This is a genomic window from Enterococcus sp. 1001283B150225_161107_E12 (assembly GCF_015556925.1).
GTDB classification, from domain to species: domain Bacteria; phylum Bacillota; class Bacilli; order Lactobacillales; family Enterococcaceae; genus Enterococcus_B; species Enterococcus_B mundtii.
The window spans coordinates 135,196-154,855 of sequence record NZ_JADNNI010000005.1; the positions used below are offsets into that span (position 1 = coordinate 135,196).

Annotated in this window: 17 protein-coding genes; 15 read left to right on the top strand and 2 right to left on the bottom strand. The window is 37.4% G+C overall.

Annotated elements, in window-relative coordinates; genetic code table 11:
• Positions 1–445: 445 nt before the first annotated feature.
• A complete protein-coding gene (gene rpmB / locus I2F89_RS06050) occupies positions 446–634 on the bottom strand; it encodes a 50S ribosomal protein L28 (RefSeq protein ID WP_010734442.1) in 189 nt (62 codons plus the stop codon).
• 270 nt (positions 635–904) lie between these two features.
• Between rpmB and I2F89_RS06055 the strand changes: the two genes are divergently transcribed.
• The 13 genes from I2F89_RS06055 to I2F89_RS06115 all read left to right on the top strand — a co-directional run bounded on the left by I2F89_RS06055 (position 905) and on the right by I2F89_RS06115 (position 16,250).
• On the top strand, positions 905–1,267 hold the full coding sequence (locus I2F89_RS06055; RefSeq protein WP_010720424.1) for an Asp23/Gls24 family envelope stress response protein: 363 nt from the start codon (positions 905–907) through the stop codon (positions 1,265–1,267).
• Positions 1,268–1,318: 51 nt separating this feature from the next.
• Positions 1,319–3,001, top strand: a complete 1,683-nt coding sequence (locus tag I2F89_RS06060; protein WP_086335298.1) for a DAK2 domain-containing protein — start codon at positions 1,319–1,321, stop codon at positions 2,999–3,001.
• Between the two features lie 109 nt (positions 3,002–3,110).
• A complete protein-coding gene (gene recG, locus I2F89_RS06065) occupies positions 3,111–5,147 on the top strand; it encodes an ATP-dependent DNA helicase RecG (RefSeq protein WP_115357093.1) in 2,037 nt (678 codons plus the stop codon).
• Between the two features lie 46 nt (positions 5,148–5,193).
• A complete protein-coding gene (gene plsX / locus I2F89_RS06070; protein ID WP_071867773.1) occupies positions 5,194–6,195 on the top strand; it encodes a phosphate acyltransferase PlsX in 1,002 nt (333 codons plus the stop codon).
• A 119-nt stretch (positions 6,196–6,314) separates the two neighbouring features.
• Positions 6,315–6,557: an acyl carrier protein gene (gene acpP, locus I2F89_RS06075; RefSeq protein ID WP_071867781.1), complete on the top strand. Its 243-nt coding sequence runs from the start codon at positions 6,315–6,317 to the stop codon at positions 6,555–6,557.
• 586 nt (positions 6,558–7,143) lie between these two features.
• Positions 7,144–8,148 (top strand): ABC transporter ATP-binding protein, encoded by a 1,005-nt coding sequence (locus I2F89_RS06080; RefSeq protein ID WP_010734437.1) that lies wholly within the window; start codon positions 7,144–7,146, stop codon positions 8,146–8,148.
• On the top strand, positions 8,149–9,093 hold the full coding sequence (locus I2F89_RS06085; RefSeq protein WP_010734436.1) for an ABC transporter ATP-binding protein: 945 nt from the start codon (positions 8,149–8,151) through the stop codon (positions 9,091–9,093).
• Positions 9,093–10,055, top strand: coding sequence for an oligopeptide ABC transporter permease (opp4B, locus tag I2F89_RS06090; RefSeq protein ID WP_074800010.1), 963 nt, complete (start codon positions 9,093–9,095; stop codon positions 10,053–10,055). Before I2F89_RS06085 ends, opp4B begins: the two co-directional genes overlap by 1 nt.
• A 28-nt stretch (positions 10,056–10,083) precedes the next feature.
• Positions 10,084–10,998, top strand: coding sequence for an ABC transporter permease (locus tag I2F89_RS06095; protein WP_010734434.1), 915 nt, complete (start codon positions 10,084–10,086; stop codon positions 10,996–10,998).
• 25 nt (positions 10,999–11,023) lie between these two features.
• Positions 11,024–12,805 carry an oligopeptide ABC transporter substrate-binding protein gene (locus I2F89_RS06100; RefSeq protein WP_071867771.1) on the top strand — a complete coding sequence of 594 codons (1,782 nt, stop codon included), beginning with the start codon at positions 11,024–11,026 and terminating at the stop codon, positions 12,803–12,805.
• A 306-nt stretch (positions 12,806–13,111) separates the two neighbouring features.
• Positions 13,112–13,495 carry a hypothetical protein gene (locus I2F89_RS06105; protein WP_195513777.1) on the top strand — a complete coding sequence of 128 codons (384 nt, stop codon included), beginning with the start codon at positions 13,112–13,114 and terminating at the stop codon, positions 13,493–13,495.
• Positions 13,496–13,666: 171 nt separating this feature from the next.
• On the top strand, positions 13,667–15,637 hold the full coding sequence (locus I2F89_RS06110; protein WP_195513779.1) for a DUF1430 domain-containing protein: 1,971 nt from the start codon (positions 13,667–13,669) through the stop codon (positions 15,635–15,637).
• Positions 15,630–16,250, top strand: a complete 621-nt coding sequence (locus I2F89_RS06115) for an ATP-binding cassette domain-containing protein (RefSeq protein WP_074800016.1) — start codon at positions 15,630–15,632, stop codon at positions 16,248–16,250. Before I2F89_RS06110 ends, I2F89_RS06115 begins: the two co-directional genes overlap by 8 nt.
• 277 nt (positions 16,251–16,527) lie before the next feature.
• On the opposite strand, the gene I2F89_RS06125 is transcribed toward I2F89_RS06115, so the two are convergent.
• Positions 16,528–17,208 (bottom strand): hypothetical protein, encoded by a 681-nt coding sequence (locus I2F89_RS06125; protein WP_195513783.1) that lies wholly within the window; start codon positions 17,206–17,208, stop codon positions 16,528–16,530.
• A 432-nt stretch (positions 17,209–17,640) separates the two neighbouring features.
• Between I2F89_RS06125 and I2F89_RS06130 the strand changes: the two genes are divergently transcribed.
• Both I2F89_RS06130 and rnc read left to right on the top strand, forming a co-directional pair.
• Positions 17,641–18,495, top strand: a complete 855-nt coding sequence (locus tag I2F89_RS06130) for a helix-turn-helix domain-containing protein (protein WP_195513794.1) — start codon at positions 17,641–17,643, stop codon at positions 18,493–18,495.
• A 461-nt stretch (positions 18,496–18,956) separates the two neighbouring features.
• Positions 18,957–19,649, top strand: coding sequence for a ribonuclease III (gene rnc / locus I2F89_RS06135; protein WP_010734427.1), 693 nt, complete (start codon positions 18,957–18,959; stop codon positions 19,647–19,649).
• Positions 19,650–19,660: the final 11 nt, after the last annotated feature.

A 19,660-nucleotide genomic window follows, 5' to 3' on the forward strand; every position in this document is an offset into this window, starting at 1 on the left:
ACAATTCAGTCACCAAATTTCTATTTGAAGTTATATTTAGTTTATCACATTCATGATTTTACTTGCTGAAAATACAACCAAATTCATAAAAAAATTACATTTGAAATTAAATAACGTTTGTGAGTTTAAATTACATTTACATTAAGAAAATAACGCAAAATAAGAAAACACTTTCTACTTTAAAATAAAGTGTTGACAGGCCTTTGCAAATGCGTTATGTTTTATTTGTAACAATTATAAAAAAACATATACCTATCACTATCTGAGGGATAGTGGCACATAAAAGAAGACTTAAAACAATTATCTGGGTGATTGATTGTTTTAAGCCTTTTTTATTTTTTCTTCTTAAATTTCATGTGGTTGAGGAAATGTCTCTCATTTGATAATGATTCGCAAAAAATAAAAACCGTTCATTTTGTTGAACGGTTCAAATCATTTCATTCAATTATACGCGTTCAACTTTTCCTGATTTCAACGCACGAGTTGACACCCAAACTTTTTTAGGTTTGCCGTCAATCAATACGCGAACTTTTTGTAAGTTAGGTTTAACTGTACGTTTTGTTGAGTTCATCGCATGTGAACGGTTGTTTCCACTTTTTGTCTTGCGACCTGTAAAGTAACAAACTTTTGCCATGTAAATTTCCTCCTTTGCCTTGATTTGGAGCAATAGTAAATTCAGCTCATACCAGAATAACATATCATATGGCGTAGGAATTTGCAAGCATATTTTCATAGAATTGATTGACATTTTCAGTGATTAATTGTAACGTGAACAAAGTCTTTTCCAAATTTTTTCAATGGTTTTTGAGTACTTTAAGGGAACAACCTTTTATTTCGGTTGACGCTATGATAAAATGTGATAGTAGAAAAATGGGAATATTTTACCCGTTAAGGAGGCTCATTCATGGCTGTAAAAATTCAAACGTCAGCTGGAACCATTGAAATTACCAATGATGTCATCGCAACAGTTGTTGGTGGTGCCGCAACAGATGTATTTGGTGTTGTAGGAATGGCTAGCAAGAATCAAATCAAAGATAATATCACTGAAATTTTGCGTAAAGAAAATTACTCAAGAGGAGTAGTTGTCCGCCAAGAAGCTAATGGGATCGCAGTAGATGTTTATACAATCATTAGTTATGGCACAAAAATTTCGGAAGTTTCTCGTAATGTCCAAGAAAAAGTGAAATATAACTTGGAGACTTTACTAGGTGTTACAGCCAATTCAGTAAATGTCTTCGTGCAAGGTGTTCGTGTACTGCCAGACTAGGCAGGAGACTTGCTGACTGTTCAGCAGTCGATCTGAAGGAGGATTATCTAGGTGAGTGTAACAGAAATTAGTGCAAGCCAATTCCAGGAAATGGTTCAGTCCGGTGCGAATCGGCTACAAAAAAATGCAGAATACGTCAATTCCCTAAATGTATTCCCGGTTCCCGATGGAGATACCGGTACCAATATGAATTTATCAATGACAAGTGGTGCAAAAGCCGTTGTTGATTCTACCTCTGAAAAGGTAGGAGAATTAGCAGCGCTGTTATCTAAAGGTTTATTGATGGGGGCAAGAGGAAACTCTGGGGTTATTTTATCTCAGTTGTTCCGTGGTTTTTCAAAACAAATCCCTGATGTGACTGTTTTGACAGCAACAGATTTAGCTGCAGCTTTTACTCATGGGGTCGAAACAGCTTATAAAGCAGTAATGAAACCTGTCGAAGGAACAATCCTGACAGTTGCAAGAGAAGCTGCCAAAGCTGGTGAGAAGAAAGCAAAATCAACAGATGATGTGATCGAAGTCATGACTGCGGTCGTTAAAGGTGGGAAACGTGCGTTAGCAAAAACACCTGATTTGTTGCCTGTATTAAAAGAAGTAGGCGTTGTTGATAGTGGCGGTCAAGGACTATTATTCGTATATGAAGGTTTTTTAACTGCGTTGAATGGTGAATACCAAGCAGACGAGGTCTATGAACCATCTCCTGCTCAAATGGACGATATGGTGAATGCAGAGCATCATCGTAGTGTGCAAGGTCAGTTAGCGACTGAGGATATCCATTATGGTTACTGTACAGAAATCATGGTGAAGATCGGTGAAGGTCCAACTGTAGATAGTACATTTGATTATGAAGAGTTTCGTAACTATCTAGATGGCCTTGGAGATTCCCTGTTAGTGGTCAATGACGATGAAATCATCAAAGTACACGTTCATACAGAAAACCCTGGGGAAGTCATGAATTACGGACAGAAATTTGGTTCCCTAGTGAAAGTCAAAGTGGACAACATGCGTTTACAACACGAAACGATCTTAGAACATGACCAAGCCCCTTCAGCGCCGGTCGCACAAACGAAGCCTCGTGTACCTTACGGGATCGTTGCCATCGCAGCCGGAAAAGGTGTGCAAGAGTTATTTGAAAGTCTAGGAGCAAACTACGTGATCAGTGGTGGACAGACGATGAATCCAAGTACGGAAGATATCGTGAAAGCGATCAATGAAGTGAATGCAGATAAAGTCATCATCTTACCGAATAACAAAAATATCTTTATGGCAGCTGATCAAGCTGCTGAAGTGGCTGAACTTCCAGTTGCTGTTGTTCCATCAAAAACAGTTTCTCAAGGATTGACAGCGATGTTGTCCTTCAATGAACAAGCAACGTTAGAAGAAAATAAAGAAACGATGACAGATGTGCTTTCAAGTGTTGTCAGTGGTCAAGTGACACATGCGATCCGCGACACGATGATCGATGGAGTGAAAATCACAGAAGGCGATTTCTTAGGGATGATCGATGGGAAAATCGTGATCTCTAATCCAGATATCTTAGCGACATCACTTGCTACATTAGAGCAAATGATCAACGAGGATACTGAGATCGTCACGATATTAACCGGAGAAGACGGGTCTGCAGAACAAGCACAAGCATTTGCGGATCAACTGAGCGACAAATATCCTGAGTTAGAAATCGAGATCCATCAAGGAGATCAACCTGTCTATCCTTATTTATTTTCTGCTGAATAATACAGCCTGAAGCCGATAGATAAAGCAGAAAATCATTTGAAAGGATCTTCGGTCAACGATTCGCGAATCGTTGACCAAGTTCCTTTTTTTGTTAAAGGAGGGAAATCTTATGCGTTCGTTAGCTGATCCAGTCACAGTGCTGGCAGGTGTTGGTCAAAAAAGAGCGGATAGCTTGGCTAGTCTAGGCATCCATACAATTGAAGACTTGTTAACTTACTATCCTTTTCGTTATGAAGATATCCAAGAAAGAAATCTAAATGAAATCCAAGACCAAGAAAAAGTTACATTAAAAGGGTTAGTTGTCTCTCCGCCAGTAATGAGTCGTTTTGGCTACAAAAAAAGCCGTCTGCAGTTTCGAATGATGCAAGAACATGAAGTATTCAATGTTTCTTTCTTCAATCAACCCTATTTGAAAGATAAAGTCATTTTATCTGAAGAAATCGCAGTTTATGGGAAATGGGATGCGAAACGTAAAGCACTAAATGGGATGAAGATCCTTGGTTCGCAAAGTCCAGATGATTTCTCTCCGATCTATCATGTCAACAAATCCATTCGCCAAACGACACTGGTCGATCTGATCCGTCGAGGGTTTAGTGAGTATAGTGATTTGATTGAAGAAAACTTACCACTATCTTTAATTGAAAAATACCGTTTGCTTGATCGTCCGACTGCTGTAAGAAGTATGCATTTTCCGCAAAATCATGAGGAAAATCATCAAGCTAAACGACGGATTGTTTTTGAAGAATTCTTTTTTTTCCAGATGCAGTTACAAGGACTGAAAAAAGCCGAAAAGTCTGAAAAGAATGGCTTAGAGATCCTTTATGATGTGGAGCGATTAAAACAATTTACGAAAAAATTGCCGTTTGAATTAACGATGGCACAAAAACGTGTCACTAATGAAATTTGCCGTGATCTCCGTAATCCACACCATATGCAGCGTTTGTTGCAAGGTGATGTGGGAAGTGGGAAGACCGTTGTTGCTGCGATTGCTTTATATGCGACAGTGACTGCTGGCTTTCAAGGAGCGTTGATGGTCCCAACAGAAATATTGGCGCAACAACATATGGAAAGTTTATCCCAATTATTTGATCCAAATGAAGTGACCGTTGCGTTATTGACCGGATCAACGAAAGCAAAAGAACGTCGCGAGCTATTAGAACGGTTAGAAAATGGGGAAATCGATATCGTCGTGGGAACACATGCACTGATTCAAGAAGGTGTAGCATTCCAAAATCTAGGATTAGTGATCACCGATGAGCAACATCGTTTTGGCGTGAATCAACGAAAAGTATTGCGTGAGAAGGGTTGGCGTCCGGATGTGTTATTTATGACTGCCACCCCGATCCCTCGAACCTTAGCAATTACAGCATACGGCGAAATGGATGTATCTGTGATCGACGAGCTTCCCGCTGGACGGATTCCGATCGAAACAAGATGGGTCCGAACACCTCAATTAGATAGCGTGCTAGAATGGACCTATAAAGAATTGCGTAGAGGACATCAAATGTACGTGATTTGTCCATTGATCGAGGAGTCCGAAGCTTTAGATGTGAAAAATGCAGTGGAAATTTACGAAAAACTTCGTGAGTTATTTGCACCAGAATATGAAGTTGGCTTGTTGCATGGTAAAATGAAGAATCAAGAAAAAGATCAGATCATGGAAACATTCAAAGAAAACCAACTCCAGATCTTAGTGTCAACCACAGTGATCGAGGTCGGTGTCAATGTGCCGAATGCAACGGTCATGCTGATCATGGATGCGGATCGTTTTGGATTAGCCCAGCTGCATCAGTTGCGTGGGCGTGTCGGTCGAGGAAGTGAGGCTTCTTATTGTATCCTCGTGGCAAATCCGAAAAATGAACTGGGTGTCGAACGAATGAAAATCATGACAGAAACCACAAATGGCTTTATCTTGAGTGAAAAGGATTTAGAATTACGAGGGCCAGGAGAAGTATTTGGCTTCCGTCAATCCGGCTTGCCAGAATTTGCGATCGCAGATCTAGTAACAGATGGGAATGTCTTAGAGGTTGCCCGTGAAGAAGCTGCGGCAATCTGGCAAATCAAAGACTGGCAGTTATTACCTGAATATCAACCATTAACAGCCAAGTTGCAATTAGGCGAACAAGATAATCGTTATTTTGATTAACAGATTATCAATACTTTCAAAATGATGACAAGGAGTGGAAATAATAATGAGAATTGCAGTAGATGCAATGGGCGGAGATCACGCACCACAAGCCATTGTGGAAGGAATCGCTCTAGCACAAAAAGATTTCCCTGAGTTGGAATTTGTTCTTTACGGTAAAGAATCAGAAATCAAGAAATATTTGACAGACGAAACAAATATCACAATCGTCCATACTGACGAAAAAATCAATAGTGATGACGAGCCAGTTAAGGCGATCCGTCGCAAGAAAACTGCGTCAATGGTTTTAGCTGCCCAAGCAGTCAAAAATGGAGAAGCAGATGCTATTTTTTCAGCAGGGAATACAGGAGCCTTACTAGCAGCTGGCTTGTTTATTGTTGGACGCATCAAAAACATCGAACGTCCTGGACTAATGTCCACATTGCCAGTTATTGGCAAAGAAGGTGAAGGGTTTGATATGCTAGATTTAGGTGCAAATGCAGAAAACAAACCAGAGCATCTTTTACAATATGGTATTTTGGGGTCATTTTATGCGAGAAAAGTTCGTGGGATCGGCCGACCTCGCGTCGCATTGCTCAATAATGGGACGGAAGAAACTAAGGGAAGCGAATTGACAAAACAAGCATTTGAACTCTTGCAAAATGAAACAAGCTTGAACTTCATTGGCAATGTAGAAGCGCGTGACTTACTAAATGGTGTGGCAGACGTCGTAGTAACCGATGGCTTTACTGGAAATGCAGTGTTGAAATCCATTGAAGGCACAGCGATGAATATGATGACCTTATTGAAATCTGCCATCTTGAATGAAGGCATCAAAGGCAAAATGGGTGCATTACTACTAAAAGACGGTTTACGCTCTTTGAAATCAGAAATGGACTATTCAAAACATGGAGGAGCTGTTTTATTTGGATTGAAAGCACCAGTTATCAAAACGCATGGTGCAACTGGACCGGATGCAGTTCGCTACACGATCCGTCAAATCCATACGATGCTTGAAACCAATGTTGTAGGGCAACTGGTGGAGCAATTTGAGCAAAAAGAGGACTAAATTTTCTGCGAATTGACAAGCTGATGGAGAAAAAAGGGTGGACATTCCAAAAAATTGTCAGTAAAATTAGCTATGGTGAAGAAAACGTAGTAGTTCTAAGAATTGTGGGGGTGAAAAAATTGACGCGCGAAGAAGTATTTAATAAGGTAGCTAAAATCATTTCAAATCACTTTGAAATGGATACAGACAAAGTGACAGATGAATTGAACATTAAAGATGATCTGAAAGCTGATTCAATTAGTATCATGGAATTTGTTCTTGAACTAGAAGATGAATTCGGTACAGAGATCTCTGATGAAGATGCTGAACAAATCGAAACAGTCGGCGGTGCCGTGGATTATATCAGCAACCACTTGAAATAAATTGAATAAATACACATCAACTGATGAATGAATTGACGAAAGCCAATTTCAACTCAAAGCCAAGAAGTCAGAAATAGTTTAGCTATTTCAGGATTTCTTGGCTTTTTCAGGCATTATTTTTAAATAAAAAGGTTTTTTTAAAGAGGAGAATTATGTCATAAAATACGATTGTAATAGGTGGTTTTACAACATTTACATTTCGTATATACTGTATAATTATGCTTTTGTAAAATGGAATATCTATTCGGTTAAAACTGTTTTTTATATAAAGAGTGATTTTTGCAGATTTTTATAATGATTCTTAGTTTATAAAAATAGTAGGATAAAGAGAAGGCTAGCCACATACCTCATTTTTTTTTAATCTTCTTTAAGAGCTGACATAGCTACGTAAGATTTTTCAGACAATTCTGGCAACAGTGTGAAATAATCTTGCAATATAAAACGGTTTTCTATATAATTATTAATAATTAATTACACACTCCTTAGAATGCTACTTATTTAATTTTTTTTTGCTAAGTTGTTATTCAGTGTAGGATTATTTTTTTTATTAAAAACTTCCATCGAGGGAGCAGAGAGGGGTATTCGATTGTCAGATAACCAATTATTAGATGTTCAGAACCTACACACAGGCTTCCGTCTAAAAGATGAATACTACGATGCAGTAGACGACGTTTCTTTTACTTTAGATAAAAACGAGATCTTAGCCATCGTTGGTGAGTCTGGTTGCGGGAAAAGTACGTTAGCTACAACGATTATGGGATTATTAGATCCTAACAATACAAAGATCACAGGGGAGATCATGTACAATGATTTAAATTTGATTGAATTAAATGAAACATTGTATAACAAGATCCGCGGAAATGATATTGGGATGATTTTTCAAGATCCATTATCTGCACTAAACCCTTTGATGAGAATTGAAGACCAAATCAAAGAAGGTTTGTCTTACCATACAAAAATGACGGCTGAGCAAAGACAAGCACGTGCATTAGAATTACTAGAACAAGTAGGGATTCCGAATCCTGCACGAGTTGGACGTCAGTATCCTCATGAGTTGTCAGGTGGGATGAGACAGCGGGTGATCATCGCGATTGCGATTGCATGTAAGCCACCGATCATTATCGCGGATGAACCAACGACTGCCTTGGACGTAACGATTCAAGCACAGATTCTTGACTTACTGAAAGATTTACAAGAAGAAACTAAAACTGGGATCATCCTGATCACACATGATTTAGGTGTCGTAGCTGAAATGGCGGATCGTGTTGCTGTGATGTATGGTGGACAATTTGTTGAAGTTGCAGGAGTCAAAGAGTTATTTGAAAATCCAAAACACCCATATACACAATCATTGCTAAATTCGATTCCACAAGAAGGAAATCACGAGGCAGAGTTACACGTGATTGAAGGCGTAGTCCCTTCCTTAAAAAATATGCCACGAACAGGTTGCCGATTTGCGCCACGGATTCCTTGGATCCCAGCAAGCGCTCACGAAGAAAATCCAGTCTTGCATGAAATCGCACCGAATCATATGGTACGTTGCTCATGTTATAAACATTTCCACTTTAGAGACGAAAAAGGAGAGGTGTAGATGTCAGAATTAATTACAATCAAAGATTTGAAAGTTCACTATCCTATTCGCAGTGGGTTTTTCAACCGAGTAACAGACCATGTCTATGCAGTAGACGGTGTCGATTTTATTATTGAAAAAGGAAAAACATACGGACTAGTTGGAGAATCAGGTTCTGGGAAGTCCACAACCGGAAAAGCGGTTGTCGGCCTAGAAAAAGTGACTTCTGGCCAAATCATGTATGAAGGAAAAGACGTCACGAAAAGAAGTAACCGCAAAAAAATCGGCTACAACAAAGACGTCCAAATGATCTTTCAAGATTCAATGTCTAGTTTAAATCCTAAAAAACGAGTACTGGACATTATCGCTGAGCCGATCCGTAACTTTGAACGCTTGAGCGATCAGGAAGAAAAGAAAAAAGTCAAAGGCTTATTGGACATCGTTGGGATGCCAGAAGATGCGTTATACAAATATCCTCATGAATTTTCTGGTGGACAAAGACAGCGTTTAGGGGTTGCCCGAGCAGTAGCAACGAATCCTAAATTGATTGTTGCTGATGAACCTGTATCTGCCCTAGACTTATCTGTTCAGGCACAAGTATTGAACTTTATGAAACGCATCCAACAAGAATTTGGCTTGAGCTATTTATTCATCTCTCATGACTTGGGTGTCGTAAAACACATGTGTGACAACATCGCGATCATGTACAAAGGTCGCTTTGTTGAAATCGGTACACGAGAAGATATCTATAATGATCCGCGCCACATCTACACAAAACGCTTACTATCTGCGATTCCACGAATCGATGTAGACAATCGGGAAATACAAAAACAAAACCGACGAAATGTTGAACGTGAGTATATCGAACATCAAAAAGATTACTACGATACAGCAGGGCGAGTGTATGATTTACGTACACTAACCACTACACACAAAGTAGCGTTGAAAGATGGAGGTGCTAGCTAATGTGGAAAACGATTCTACGAAGAGTTCTTTTGATGATCCCACAAGTGATCATTCTTAGTGTGTTGATCTTTATGCTAGCGCAAGCCATGCCTGGAGATCCGTTTACAGGATTGATCAACCCAAACCAAGATCCAGCTGTGATCGAGCAGATGCGTCAGGCAGCGGGCTTGAATGATCCTTGGTATGAACAATATTTCCGTTGGGTCGGAAATGCCTTACAAGGTGATTTTGGACAAAGTTTCTTGTATAAGCGTTCGGTTTCCTCTTTGATTGGGGAACGAATCATCAATACTTTATATTTATCTATTTTAACTGTTATTATTACGTACTTGATTGCTGTACCACTAGGTATGTTAGCTGGTCGATACCAAAATTCGATTTTGGACAAAGCTGTCGTTATTTATAACTTCTTCAGTTTTGCTGTTCCATTATTCATTTTCGGATTGATCATGTTGTTTGTTTTTGGCTATCGTTTAGGTTGGTTCCCAACAAGTGGTTCTCAGACTTTAGGTTTCCAGGGAGGATTTTTCGCTCAATGGATGGATCGATTGCAATACATTCTATTACCATCGATCACACAGGCCTTTTTAGCCACAGCAGTAACGATCCAGTATTTACGAAGTGAAGTCATTGATTCGAAATCCTTAGACTTTGTACGTACAGCTCGTTCCAAAGGGGTGCCGACAAACAAAGTATTCAGTCGTCACATTTTCCGTAATGCAGCCTTGCCGATGGCATCTCAAATGGGGTATGAAATCACTTCATTGATTGCTGGTTCTGTCGTTATCGAAAAAATCTTTGGGTATCCTGGTGTCGGAAAATTATTTATTGACTCAATCGGTCAACGTGATTATACCGTAATCACAGCCTTAGTCTTGATTTTAGGAATCGCAACGCTCGTCGGAACACTGCTGTCAGATATTATCATGAGCATTGTTGATCCGCGTATACGAATCCAATAAAAAAATCAAACAGAAGGGAGAATCGATCATGAGTGATAAAAACAAAGAAGTTGCGCAAGAAAGTATCCCACCAATGGGTATACGAATGATTGCACGAGAATTCAAAAAAGATAAAGTAGCCATTTTTTCACTGGCTTTGTTAGTTGTTTTACTATTAGTTATTTTTATCGGGGCGATCTTTATTGACCAAGATAAAGTAATGTTTGTTAGTATTTTTGATAAGTATGCTGAACCTGGCGCCATCTCTTCTCAAGGATCAAAATTCCTTTTAGGAGCAGATGAAGGTGGACGTGATGTCTTCGGTCAATTGATCATCGGAGCAAGAAACTCTGTGATGATCGGTTTTGCTATCACGATCATTACGTCGATCATCGGAGTAGGGCTTGGAATCCTTTCAGGTTTTTATGGTGGGATCATTGACAACGTATTGATGCGTATTGTTGATTTTATTATGATTTTACCAATCATGTTGATCATTATCGTGTTTGTTTCGATCATTTCGCGTTATAACGTTTGGTCATTTATTTTTATCATGAGTGCATTTTATTGGGTAGCTAAAGCCCGATTATTCAGAAGTAAGACGTTATCAGAAGCTAGACGTGATTATGTCAGTGCTTCAAAAACGATGGGAACAAGTGATTTCAAAATCATGTTCCGTGAAATCATGCCAAACCTTAGTTCATTGATCATCACCAACTTAACAATGAACTTTGCGGCAAATATTGGGATCGAGACCACTTTGACTTTCTTAGGCTTTGGATTGCCAGCTAATGTACCTAGTTTAGGAACATTGATCGGTTATGCAAGTAACGGTGAAGTTTTAGTGAATCGACAATGGATTTGGTTACCCGCGTCAATTCTAATTTTAGTGTTGATGTTGAGTATAAACTACGTTGGACAAGCATTTAAGCGTTCTGCAGATGCGCGTCAACGTTTAGGATAAGAGAAGTGAAGGGGGAAAATAGGATATGAAGAAAACGATTTTTGGATTTGTCACACTGCTATCTGTGGGAGCATTAGCAGCGTGTGGAAATGGCGGCGGAACTAGCTCGTCAGGTAATAATTCAGCAGATAATGGGGATAACAGTGAATTGACTTTCCCATTAGCAACAACGAATAATGATGAAGCAATCGAAGACGGTGAGTTAAATGTTGCAGTCGCAACAGACAGTCAATTCAAAGGATTATTCCAATGGGAATTTTACCAAGATGCCTTTGATGCAGCGTTTATGGCGCCTTCACATGAACCATTATTTACAAATGATGACAACTTCACGATCACAAACGATGGTGCAGCCTCATTAGAATTAGACGAAGATGCGAAAACAGCGACAATCACACTTAAAGACAACGTAAAATGGTCTGATGGTGTCGATGTCACAGCAGATGATGTTATTTTCCCTTATGAAATCATCGGTAACTCTGAATACACTGGTATCCGTTACGATGATACATTCCGTAATATCGTTGGTATGGAAGAATATAACAGCGGTAGTGCAGATACGATTTCTGGAATTACAAAAGTAGATGACAAAACTGTTAAAATCGAATATAAAGAAATGAACCCAAGCATGCTTCAAGCAGGTGGTGGTATTTGGACATATGCAGCGCCAAAACACACACTTGAAGGAATTGCTATCAAAGACATGGAATCAAGCGATCAAGTCCGTAAGAACCCTGTGACATTTGGTCCTTACTATATGAGTAACATCGTTGCTGGTGAATCAGTAGAGTTCTTACCAAATGAATACTACTGGAATGGTACACCACAATTGAAGAAAATCACAATGAAATCATTACCAACAGCAAGTGCAACAGAAGCATTGAATTCAAAATTGTATGATATGATTTTCCAAATGCCAACAGATACTTACGAAACATACCAAGATATCGCTGGCTATACGAATCTAGGACGTCAGCAAACTTCATACACTTACTTAGGTTTCAAACTAGGTAAATGGGATGCTGAAAGTGGAAGTGTTGAATATGATCCAAACTCAAAAATGGCTGACAAATCATTACGTCAAGCAATGGGTTACGCTTTAGACAACACTGCAGTAGGCGAACGTTTCTATGCTGGTTTAAGAAGCAATGCGACTTCATTGATTCCACCAGTATTTGAAAGTTTCCACGATGCAGATCTAAAAGGCTTCACACAAGATATTGATAAAGCCAATAAATTATTGGATGATGCAGGATATAAAGATGTTGATGGCGATGGTATCCGTGAAGACAAAGATGGTAACAAGTTGACAATCAACTTTGCGTCAATGTCAGGTGGCGAAACAGCGCAACCATTAGCAGATTACTACGTACAACAATGGAAAGAAATCGGTTTAGATGTTCAATATACAACAGGCCGTCTGATCGAATTCAACTCATTCTATGATCGTTTAGAAAATGATGATCCAGAAATCGACATCTACCAAGCAGCTTGGAACACAGGAACAGATCCAAACCCAAGTGGACTATGGGGGGCAAATGCAGCGTTCAACTACACTCGTTATGAGTCAGAAGAAAACACAAAATTGATCAATGATATCAATTCAAGTGCAGCATTTGATGCAGATTACCAAAAAGAAGCTTACAAAAAATGGCAAGAATACGCATTTGAAGAAGCTTTTGCTATTCCAACATTGTTCCGTAACGAAGTATTACCAGTAAACGACCGCGTTAAAGATTGGAATTGGGCATATGATGCTGTCAATCCATGGGCTGTTGTATCTGTAACTTCAGATTCACGTTCATAATCATTAAATGATAAAACCGAATCAGTTCGAGATAGGATTCTCCTATTCTCGGCTGGCTCGGTTTTTTTTATAAGTAGGTCTGTGAAAGTTTTATCACCATCAATCATTAATACATAACAAATAAACTATGGGTGTTTTTTAATTAGGAAAAACGAGGAAATGTTTGTTTTTTTAGAATGAAAAACATATAATAAATATGAAAATAAATGAAATGAAAGAGAGGGGAGGGTGTGATTCATATAAATACTTACTTTATAGAGATTTTGAAATGCTAAATCAAAAATAAAACGTACAAAGGAGAATTTTATGAAAAACAAAAAATTAGTTGTTAGTGTTATTGGAACTGTTGCTGCTATAGGAGTATTTGTCTCAACCGATCAAGTAAGTGCGTCAGAAATGAATGAACCTTTGATCATATCAAACTATGCAAATATATTTGATATGGATATTGTGCAAGAACAAGCAGTAATGATTCAGCCGAAAATCACAATGGATACATTTTATGGCGGAGTAACCGGTATTCCTGGATTTGGTACAGTATGGGGAGAATTTACGCCATCTAGTAGAAGAGTCACAGTTCAGGCGAAGGGAACAAAAACTGTTAATGTCACAGGAGGACCTAGAGTAGAAGTAAGAGCAGAAGATCCACGTGCATTTACGGGAAATACCTCTGGATGGTGGTGGGCATAGAGATTTAAGAACCTAAGACAAAATTTTTATACAGTATTACCCGAGCTATATAGAGATTACTGCTACGGTCAGGTTGTTGCTAGAAGTCAACAATCTCTTCAGTGATATCTCAAATACAGTTCGGGTATTTGAATATTTGAAAACATGTTTTAGGTGCTTTTTTCTTTCATTATGAAAAAAATCTATCGAGGGTTATTTATAGTTACAGTGTTAAGTTTCCTTTATGCCATTTCTTTTATCGGAAATGAAGGAATCAAGAGTGCTATCCCAAATGCTCATTCGGGCATTGTAATTGAAGAAGCGAGTGGAACGATTGAGGAAATCAATCAAAAAATTTCTGCTTATGCAAAAAAACATGAAATTGCTATACATAAACTGGTTTTTAGAATTGGCGCTTCTGGTGAGACGACAAAGGAAATTTATACCTTTGACAAGGTGGAACGTTCGGAATACTCTTTTCCACCTATAAAATCGGATGTTGCCACCTATTTTTATGATTACACAGAGATGAAGCATCAAGATGTGTTGGGGACTTATATTGTAACAGAAGCCCCTCCATCTGGAATGATCGCTGATTTTCATGATCAAGGAATCAAATTGGAGATTGAAGAGATAAAATGGTTTCAGTTATTGACGGCGGGTTTATTAATGAGTATTGGACAACTCTTCTTTATTCTATTTTTCTTTGTGATTTTAGCTTTACTGTTTTATAAAGCTTCCCTTCGCAAGAAAATTGGTGTGATTGAGATGTTAGGACATCGTTGGCTGATAGTGTCCGTCAAGGATAGTTTCATTGATAGTGTGATTTTTACTCTCTTGATGGTTGCTTTTTCTTGGTGGTTTCCACAATTACAGTTTCTTTATCGACCGATTTTTTTCTGGGGTCATTTAATGATTTGGGTTCTTCAATTATTTACGAGTGGGATTATTTTTTCGTTCGGTACGATTTCAGATAAGATAAAAGGAAGGAAACCTTACCGATTATTATTTAGTTTGAACCTTTTATTAAAGATCATCATCTTCACGTTTGTTACGGTGCAAGCCAGTACGTTATCAATTAAAGTAATGGAGACGCGTGAACTTGAACAGCAGCTCTCCCAATGGACAAGAGTTCCTGACTATTATCACTTGGCATTTAGTAGAGACACCAATCTACTTGTAAACCCGGCAGAAAGTAAAGACGTGCGAAAGAAAGCACAAGCGCCAATCAATTCACGGTTGCTTCCCTTGTTGGAAAAATCAGAACAGTCAGGTGGAATTTTTCTAAGGGACAATGAACTTGGTCATAGTAGTCCGACACTAAATTATATTCAAAATGACGCTTTTTGGTTAAGTAACCATCATGCCGTACAAGAATTGGCTATCAAGGATGCGGATGGTCAATTGATTGACTCATTAGATGATTCTTTTTTCTATCTTCTTATTCCTGAAAATAAGCGAATGTATACAGAAATGATCATTCCAGAAGCCGAGGCTGAACTTGATTTTTATCAAAATTCTTTTGAGTACGAAACGAAAGCATACGAAGGCGAGTTAAAAATTCTTTATACTCAAGCAAACCAAGTCCTTTTTAACTATAACTTCCAACCCTATGAAAAAACTTTTTCTTCCAATCCAATTATCGTTTCCATGTCATTGCCATTGATCCAACCAAATATCGAAATATGGATACAGGATATTTCAAATGGGACTTACTTGTTTCGAGACCCTCAACTTGTCCAAGAATTTATTAAAGAAAATCATATGGAACATGATTTTTATGGCTTGATTGCTGTAAAAGATAGTATCAATCAATCTCTTATGGGGGTGAGACGTGATTATTATACAACCCTTAGTATTTTGATCTTGATCCTTATGGGCTTTGTTTTTATTCAAGTCTATTTGAGTTTACTGTATGTGGAAATGAATAAGAAAAAACTGTTCCTCAAATATATTGCTGGTTGGACTCTGCTACAGAGGCATCACAGATATTATGAAATAATATTAGGCATTTCTACTGTTGTTGCGTTGATCTTGCTACTCATCAACCATGCTTGGTGGCAGATTTTGATTCTATTACTATTATTTGAATTATGTATCCTTTTATTCACTACGTATTTATCAGAAAAAAGAAAACGTCTGGAGGTGATCAAATATGATTGAAGCCAAAGAAATCACTAAAAAGTATAAAGGAAAAGTGATTTTCGAGAACGTATCTTTACATGTAGAGACTGGTTCAATAACTGTGATCACGGGAAGTAGTGGTGTAGGGAAAACGACGTTACTGAACTGCTTAGGACAACTGGAGCCAATTGATTCTGGTGAAATATGGATAGACAATCAAATTCTTCACCGTAAAAGTAAAAAACGTTTCTTTCGTGAGTATGCAGGATTTTTATTTCAGAACTTTGCATTGATCGATAATGAAACGGTCAAGCAAAATTTACAGTTAGTAGTAAAAAAAGAGGAAAAAATGATTGCTGCGCTCCGCAAGTTCCAAATGGAAGACTCATTGCACCAAAAAGTATTTCGTTTAAGCGGTGGTGAGCAACAACGAGTAGCTCTAGCTCGCTTGTTTTTGCAAACCCCTAAAATCGTTTTTGCAGATGAGCCCACTGCCTCTTTGGATAAAGGGAATCGGCAACTTGTGATCGAAGCATTGAAAGAATTGAATGAGCAAGGAGTGACGATTGTCTTAGTCACCCATGATTTAGATTTGGCAGAACAACTAGGTGGGCAAGTTGATATGAACCTACTGATAAACAAGATGTTGTGATCAATAATTTTTACGAGTACTCACAATAAAATACGACGATCTCACTCCGATAGAAAAGAGATGAGATCGTCGCTTAAGTATTTTGTTTCATACTTTACTTATTCTTTAAGGTTATGCATAAAAGATTATTCCGTTTCTTTAGTTGCTTTTTCCGACTCATTCAACTCAATATCTGCTTTACTTTTTGATCGTAGTAAACCAATTATTTCATTTAACTGTGTAATGATTTTTAGTAAACCAACAAAAACAACTAAAAAAATATAAATATTTATTGTAATCACCAACTTGCGTTGTATTTTGACGACCATAGTTCGTCAGTTAGTGTCACTCGAACGGTTCCGGTATTTCCGTGACTAGATACCAGACCACGGGCGCTTGCCGTTTTTCTAACCAATTCACCTGCAATTAAATTACAAATAGCGATAATCACTGCACCAGCAACTGTGATTCCGCATGTAGTAGCAAGAGTGTCTAATATGACCGTGTACAATAAGTTGCCTCCAGTTCCCATGACAAGTCGATCATAGAAATTATACACAGACGTTTTACCAGTGCTAGTATTATAGTACATATTCCAGCCACCATTTTGCAGTTTGCCACCTACGCCTGCTACTGCACGAGACCCATAACTAGCACCATCAAACTCTTCCATCAATTCATCCATGTGATTCTTTACATCTTTGACTGTCATATTCATTACTTTCTGTTCAAAATCTGTAGCAATGGTATTTTGAGTTGATGCTATTGTATTGGGCAAAATCGAACTTGAATATCTTAATTGTGCTTCGTTCATTAATTCAGCAATTGTCTTATCTTCAAAATTGTTAACTTGCGTCACTTTTTGATTCTCACTATCTGATGCGTAAACAACAGAACTTAGTGAAGGAACTAACGGTGTTGCTAAGGTTACAATCGCCATAGAGGTAGTTAATAGCATTTTTAATTTATTTATGTTCATATTATTTGACCTTTCACTATATATTTTTTTATGGTACTAACAAATTTTTGAAAATATTTTCTATTGATCTGCTACGGATTGACAACTTCCCAACCAAATAATATCATTATAAATGAAATCGTTTTCCCTCCTTTTGTTAGTAGATTTAAAGTTTTTATCTTCCGATTGTTATAGGAAAACTTTATGAACCTTTGTTCTTTTTATTGATGTTTTCTCAAGTAATATTCCTCATTTGGATTAGGTTGATTCCTTATTTATTAAGATATGCGATTGCCAAATAAAGATAATTATAGTTGTTATAGATTAGTTCTTTACTGTATTATTATTTAGTGTATTACGAAATGTTATAATGTATCTTAGTTATACAATAAGATTATTTGATAGTTTGCACCAAAGTTAGTCAAAAATAAGTAGAAAATTTGGTGATTTTATATGGAACATGGGGAATTGATTAAAAAATTAAGAACCGATAGAAAAATAACACGAAGAGAGTTGAGCGCAGGGGTACATTCGATAAGCACATTACAGCGGTTTGAAAATGATACCGCTAGAATTGACATAGATACCATTTGGCAATACTTGGAAAGAATGAATATTCAAATAGATGACTACTATTTGGAGTATTATAACTATCAATTAAGTAAAAAAGAGCACCTACGAAAAAATTTTAGGAGTGCAATTATTTCTGAGTATCATGCAAAAGAGTATTTAGATAACTTACAAGAAGAATATAAAAAAAGTAAAGACGTTTTTTTTCTGTATCTAATTGTTCAAATAAAAGCAGTCGCTGAAAAATTGCCAAATTATCAACTTGGTAAGATAGATGAAAATGAATCAAAAAAAATTTTGGATTATTTGAGTAGGATAGAGGAGTGGGGATATTTTGAATTAGCAATGTATACTAATTGTTTAGGAGTCTTTAAAAAGGAATACCGATTATTTCAATATAAGGATGTGCTCAATCAGTTTAGGAAATTTAAAGGTATACCTAAATATCAACACGCATTAATAAAATTTATTATAAACTCTATCATTTTAGAATTTTCCGAAAAAAATTATGATAGGATTTTGGATTTGTTAGGAATTTTGTATGATGAAACAAAGGACTCAGATTATTTAAAAGGAAGAATATATTGGAAATTTTTTTTCCGATTGTATCAGTCTGTCGTTGGGGATTTTGAATTTGATGGCTCGATAACTATTGAGATGCTAAGGTTGCTTGGATACGAAGAAGAGGCAGAAAATTTTTTGGATATTGAAAGAACGATTTTGAACGATAATACATAAATTAGTTTGTCTACTTAACAAGATGCATTAATCAGATCAGATATACTTCCATACCTATAAAATCTGATGTTGTTGCTTATTTTTTAAGATTACATAGAAATGAAAAGAGCAAGATATGTTCATTGCTTATATTGTAATGGAAGTACTCCTATTAAAATCCGAGGACATTGTTTAAATATACGTATGATAAATCATACTGACTGAATAATCGCTGATTCCAACTACAATTAATATAACTTTAAAAAGGCATTTTTCTGTTTTTTGAAAAGTGCTTTTTTGTTCTTTAATGAGTAATGATCTGGATTTAGGAATATTACAAGTTTTAATATATTTTTATGAAAGAGAATCTCCAACATGGTTTATAAAGCTTTTCATACCTTTTGTCTCAACCATTTCATATTTTATAAAAAACCAGTATAATAAGGAAGTATTGAAAAAATAGCCATAAAGGAATGTGGGAAATGGACAATCAGCTAACAAAAGAATTGAAAGAAAAGTATAGCATCGTTTTTCACGATTTAAACTTACTTGAACAAGCTTTTACCCATTCATCCTATGTGAATGAGCATCGCAATTTGCAACTATCCGACAACGAACGTCTTGAGTTTTTAGGAGATGCTGTATTAGAGTTAATGGTTTCTGAATATCTGTATCGTTTGTATCCAGATATCCCAGAAGGAAAATTGACCAAAACTCGTGCAGCTATCGTGCGTGAAGATAGTTTGTCCAAATTTGCCAAGGAATGTCGTTTTGACCAGTACATCCTGTTAGGAAAAGGTGAGGAGAACTCAGGCGGACGAACCCGTCCAGCGCTTCTTTGTGATCTGTTTGAAGCCTTTTTAGGAGCGTTATACCTTGATCAAGGATTTGACGCAGCACATGCGTTTATTGAAACGGTGATTTTTCCGAAGGTACGTGCCGGTGCTTTTTCCCATGAGATGGATCATAAAACAAGATTACAAGAAGTATTGCAAAAAGCAGGAGACGTGTTGATCGAATATCGTTTGATCAATGAAGAAGGTCCAGCACACGAACGTATTTTTTGGATCGAAGTATACGTTGATGATCGGTTGATTGGAACTGGACAAGGAAAATCGAAAAAACTAGCAGAACAAGCTGCTGCTGAGAATGCTTTAGCAGCACTAAGTAAGTGAGGGAAAGACTT

Coding starts and splice junctions, on each gene's coding strand:
- rpmB (WP_010734442.1), bottom strand. CDS start 634: ATGGCAAAAGTTTGTTACTTTACAGGTCGCAAGACAAAAAGTGGAAAC.
- I2F89_RS06055 (WP_010720424.1), top strand. CDS start 905: ATGGCTGTAAAAATTCAAACGTCAGCTGGAACCATTGAAATTACCAAT.
- recG (WP_115357093.1), top strand. CDS start 3,111: ATGCGTTCGTTAGCTGATCCAGTCACAGTGCTGGCAGGTGTTGGTCAA.
- plsX (WP_071867773.1), top strand. CDS start 5,194: ATGAGAATTGCAGTAGATGCAATGGGCGGAGATCACGCACCACAAGCC.
- I2F89_RS06085 (WP_010734436.1), top strand. CDS start 8,149: ATGTCAGAATTAATTACAATCAAAGATTTGAAAGTTCACTATCCTATT.
- opp4B (WP_074800010.1), top strand. CDS start 9,093: ATGTGGAAAACGATTCTACGAAGAGTTCTTTTGATGATCCCACAAGTG.
- I2F89_RS06095 (WP_010734434.1), top strand. CDS start 10,084: ATGAGTGATAAAAACAAAGAAGTTGCGCAAGAAAGTATCCCACCAATG.
- I2F89_RS06100 (WP_071867771.1), top strand. CDS start 11,024: ATGAAGAAAACGATTTTTGGATTTGTCACACTGCTATCTGTGGGAGCA.
- I2F89_RS06105 (WP_195513777.1), top strand. CDS start 13,112: ATGAAAAACAAAAAATTAGTTGTTAGTGTTATTGGAACTGTTGCTGCT.
- I2F89_RS06110 (WP_195513779.1), top strand. CDS start 13,667: ATGAAAAAAATCTATCGAGGGTTATTTATAGTTACAGTGTTAAGTTTC.
- I2F89_RS06115 (WP_074800016.1), top strand. CDS start 15,630: ATGATTGAAGCCAAAGAAATCACTAAAAAGTATAAAGGAAAAGTGATT.
- I2F89_RS06125 (WP_195513783.1), bottom strand. CDS start 17,208: ATGAACATAAATAAATTAAAAATGCTATTAACTACCTCTATGGCGATT.
- I2F89_RS06130 (WP_195513794.1), top strand. CDS start 17,641: ATGGAACATGGGGAATTGATTAAAAAATTAAGAACCGATAGAAAAATA.
- rnc (WP_010734427.1), top strand. CDS start 18,957: ATGGACAATCAGCTAACAAAAGAATTGAAAGAAAAGTATAGCATCGTT.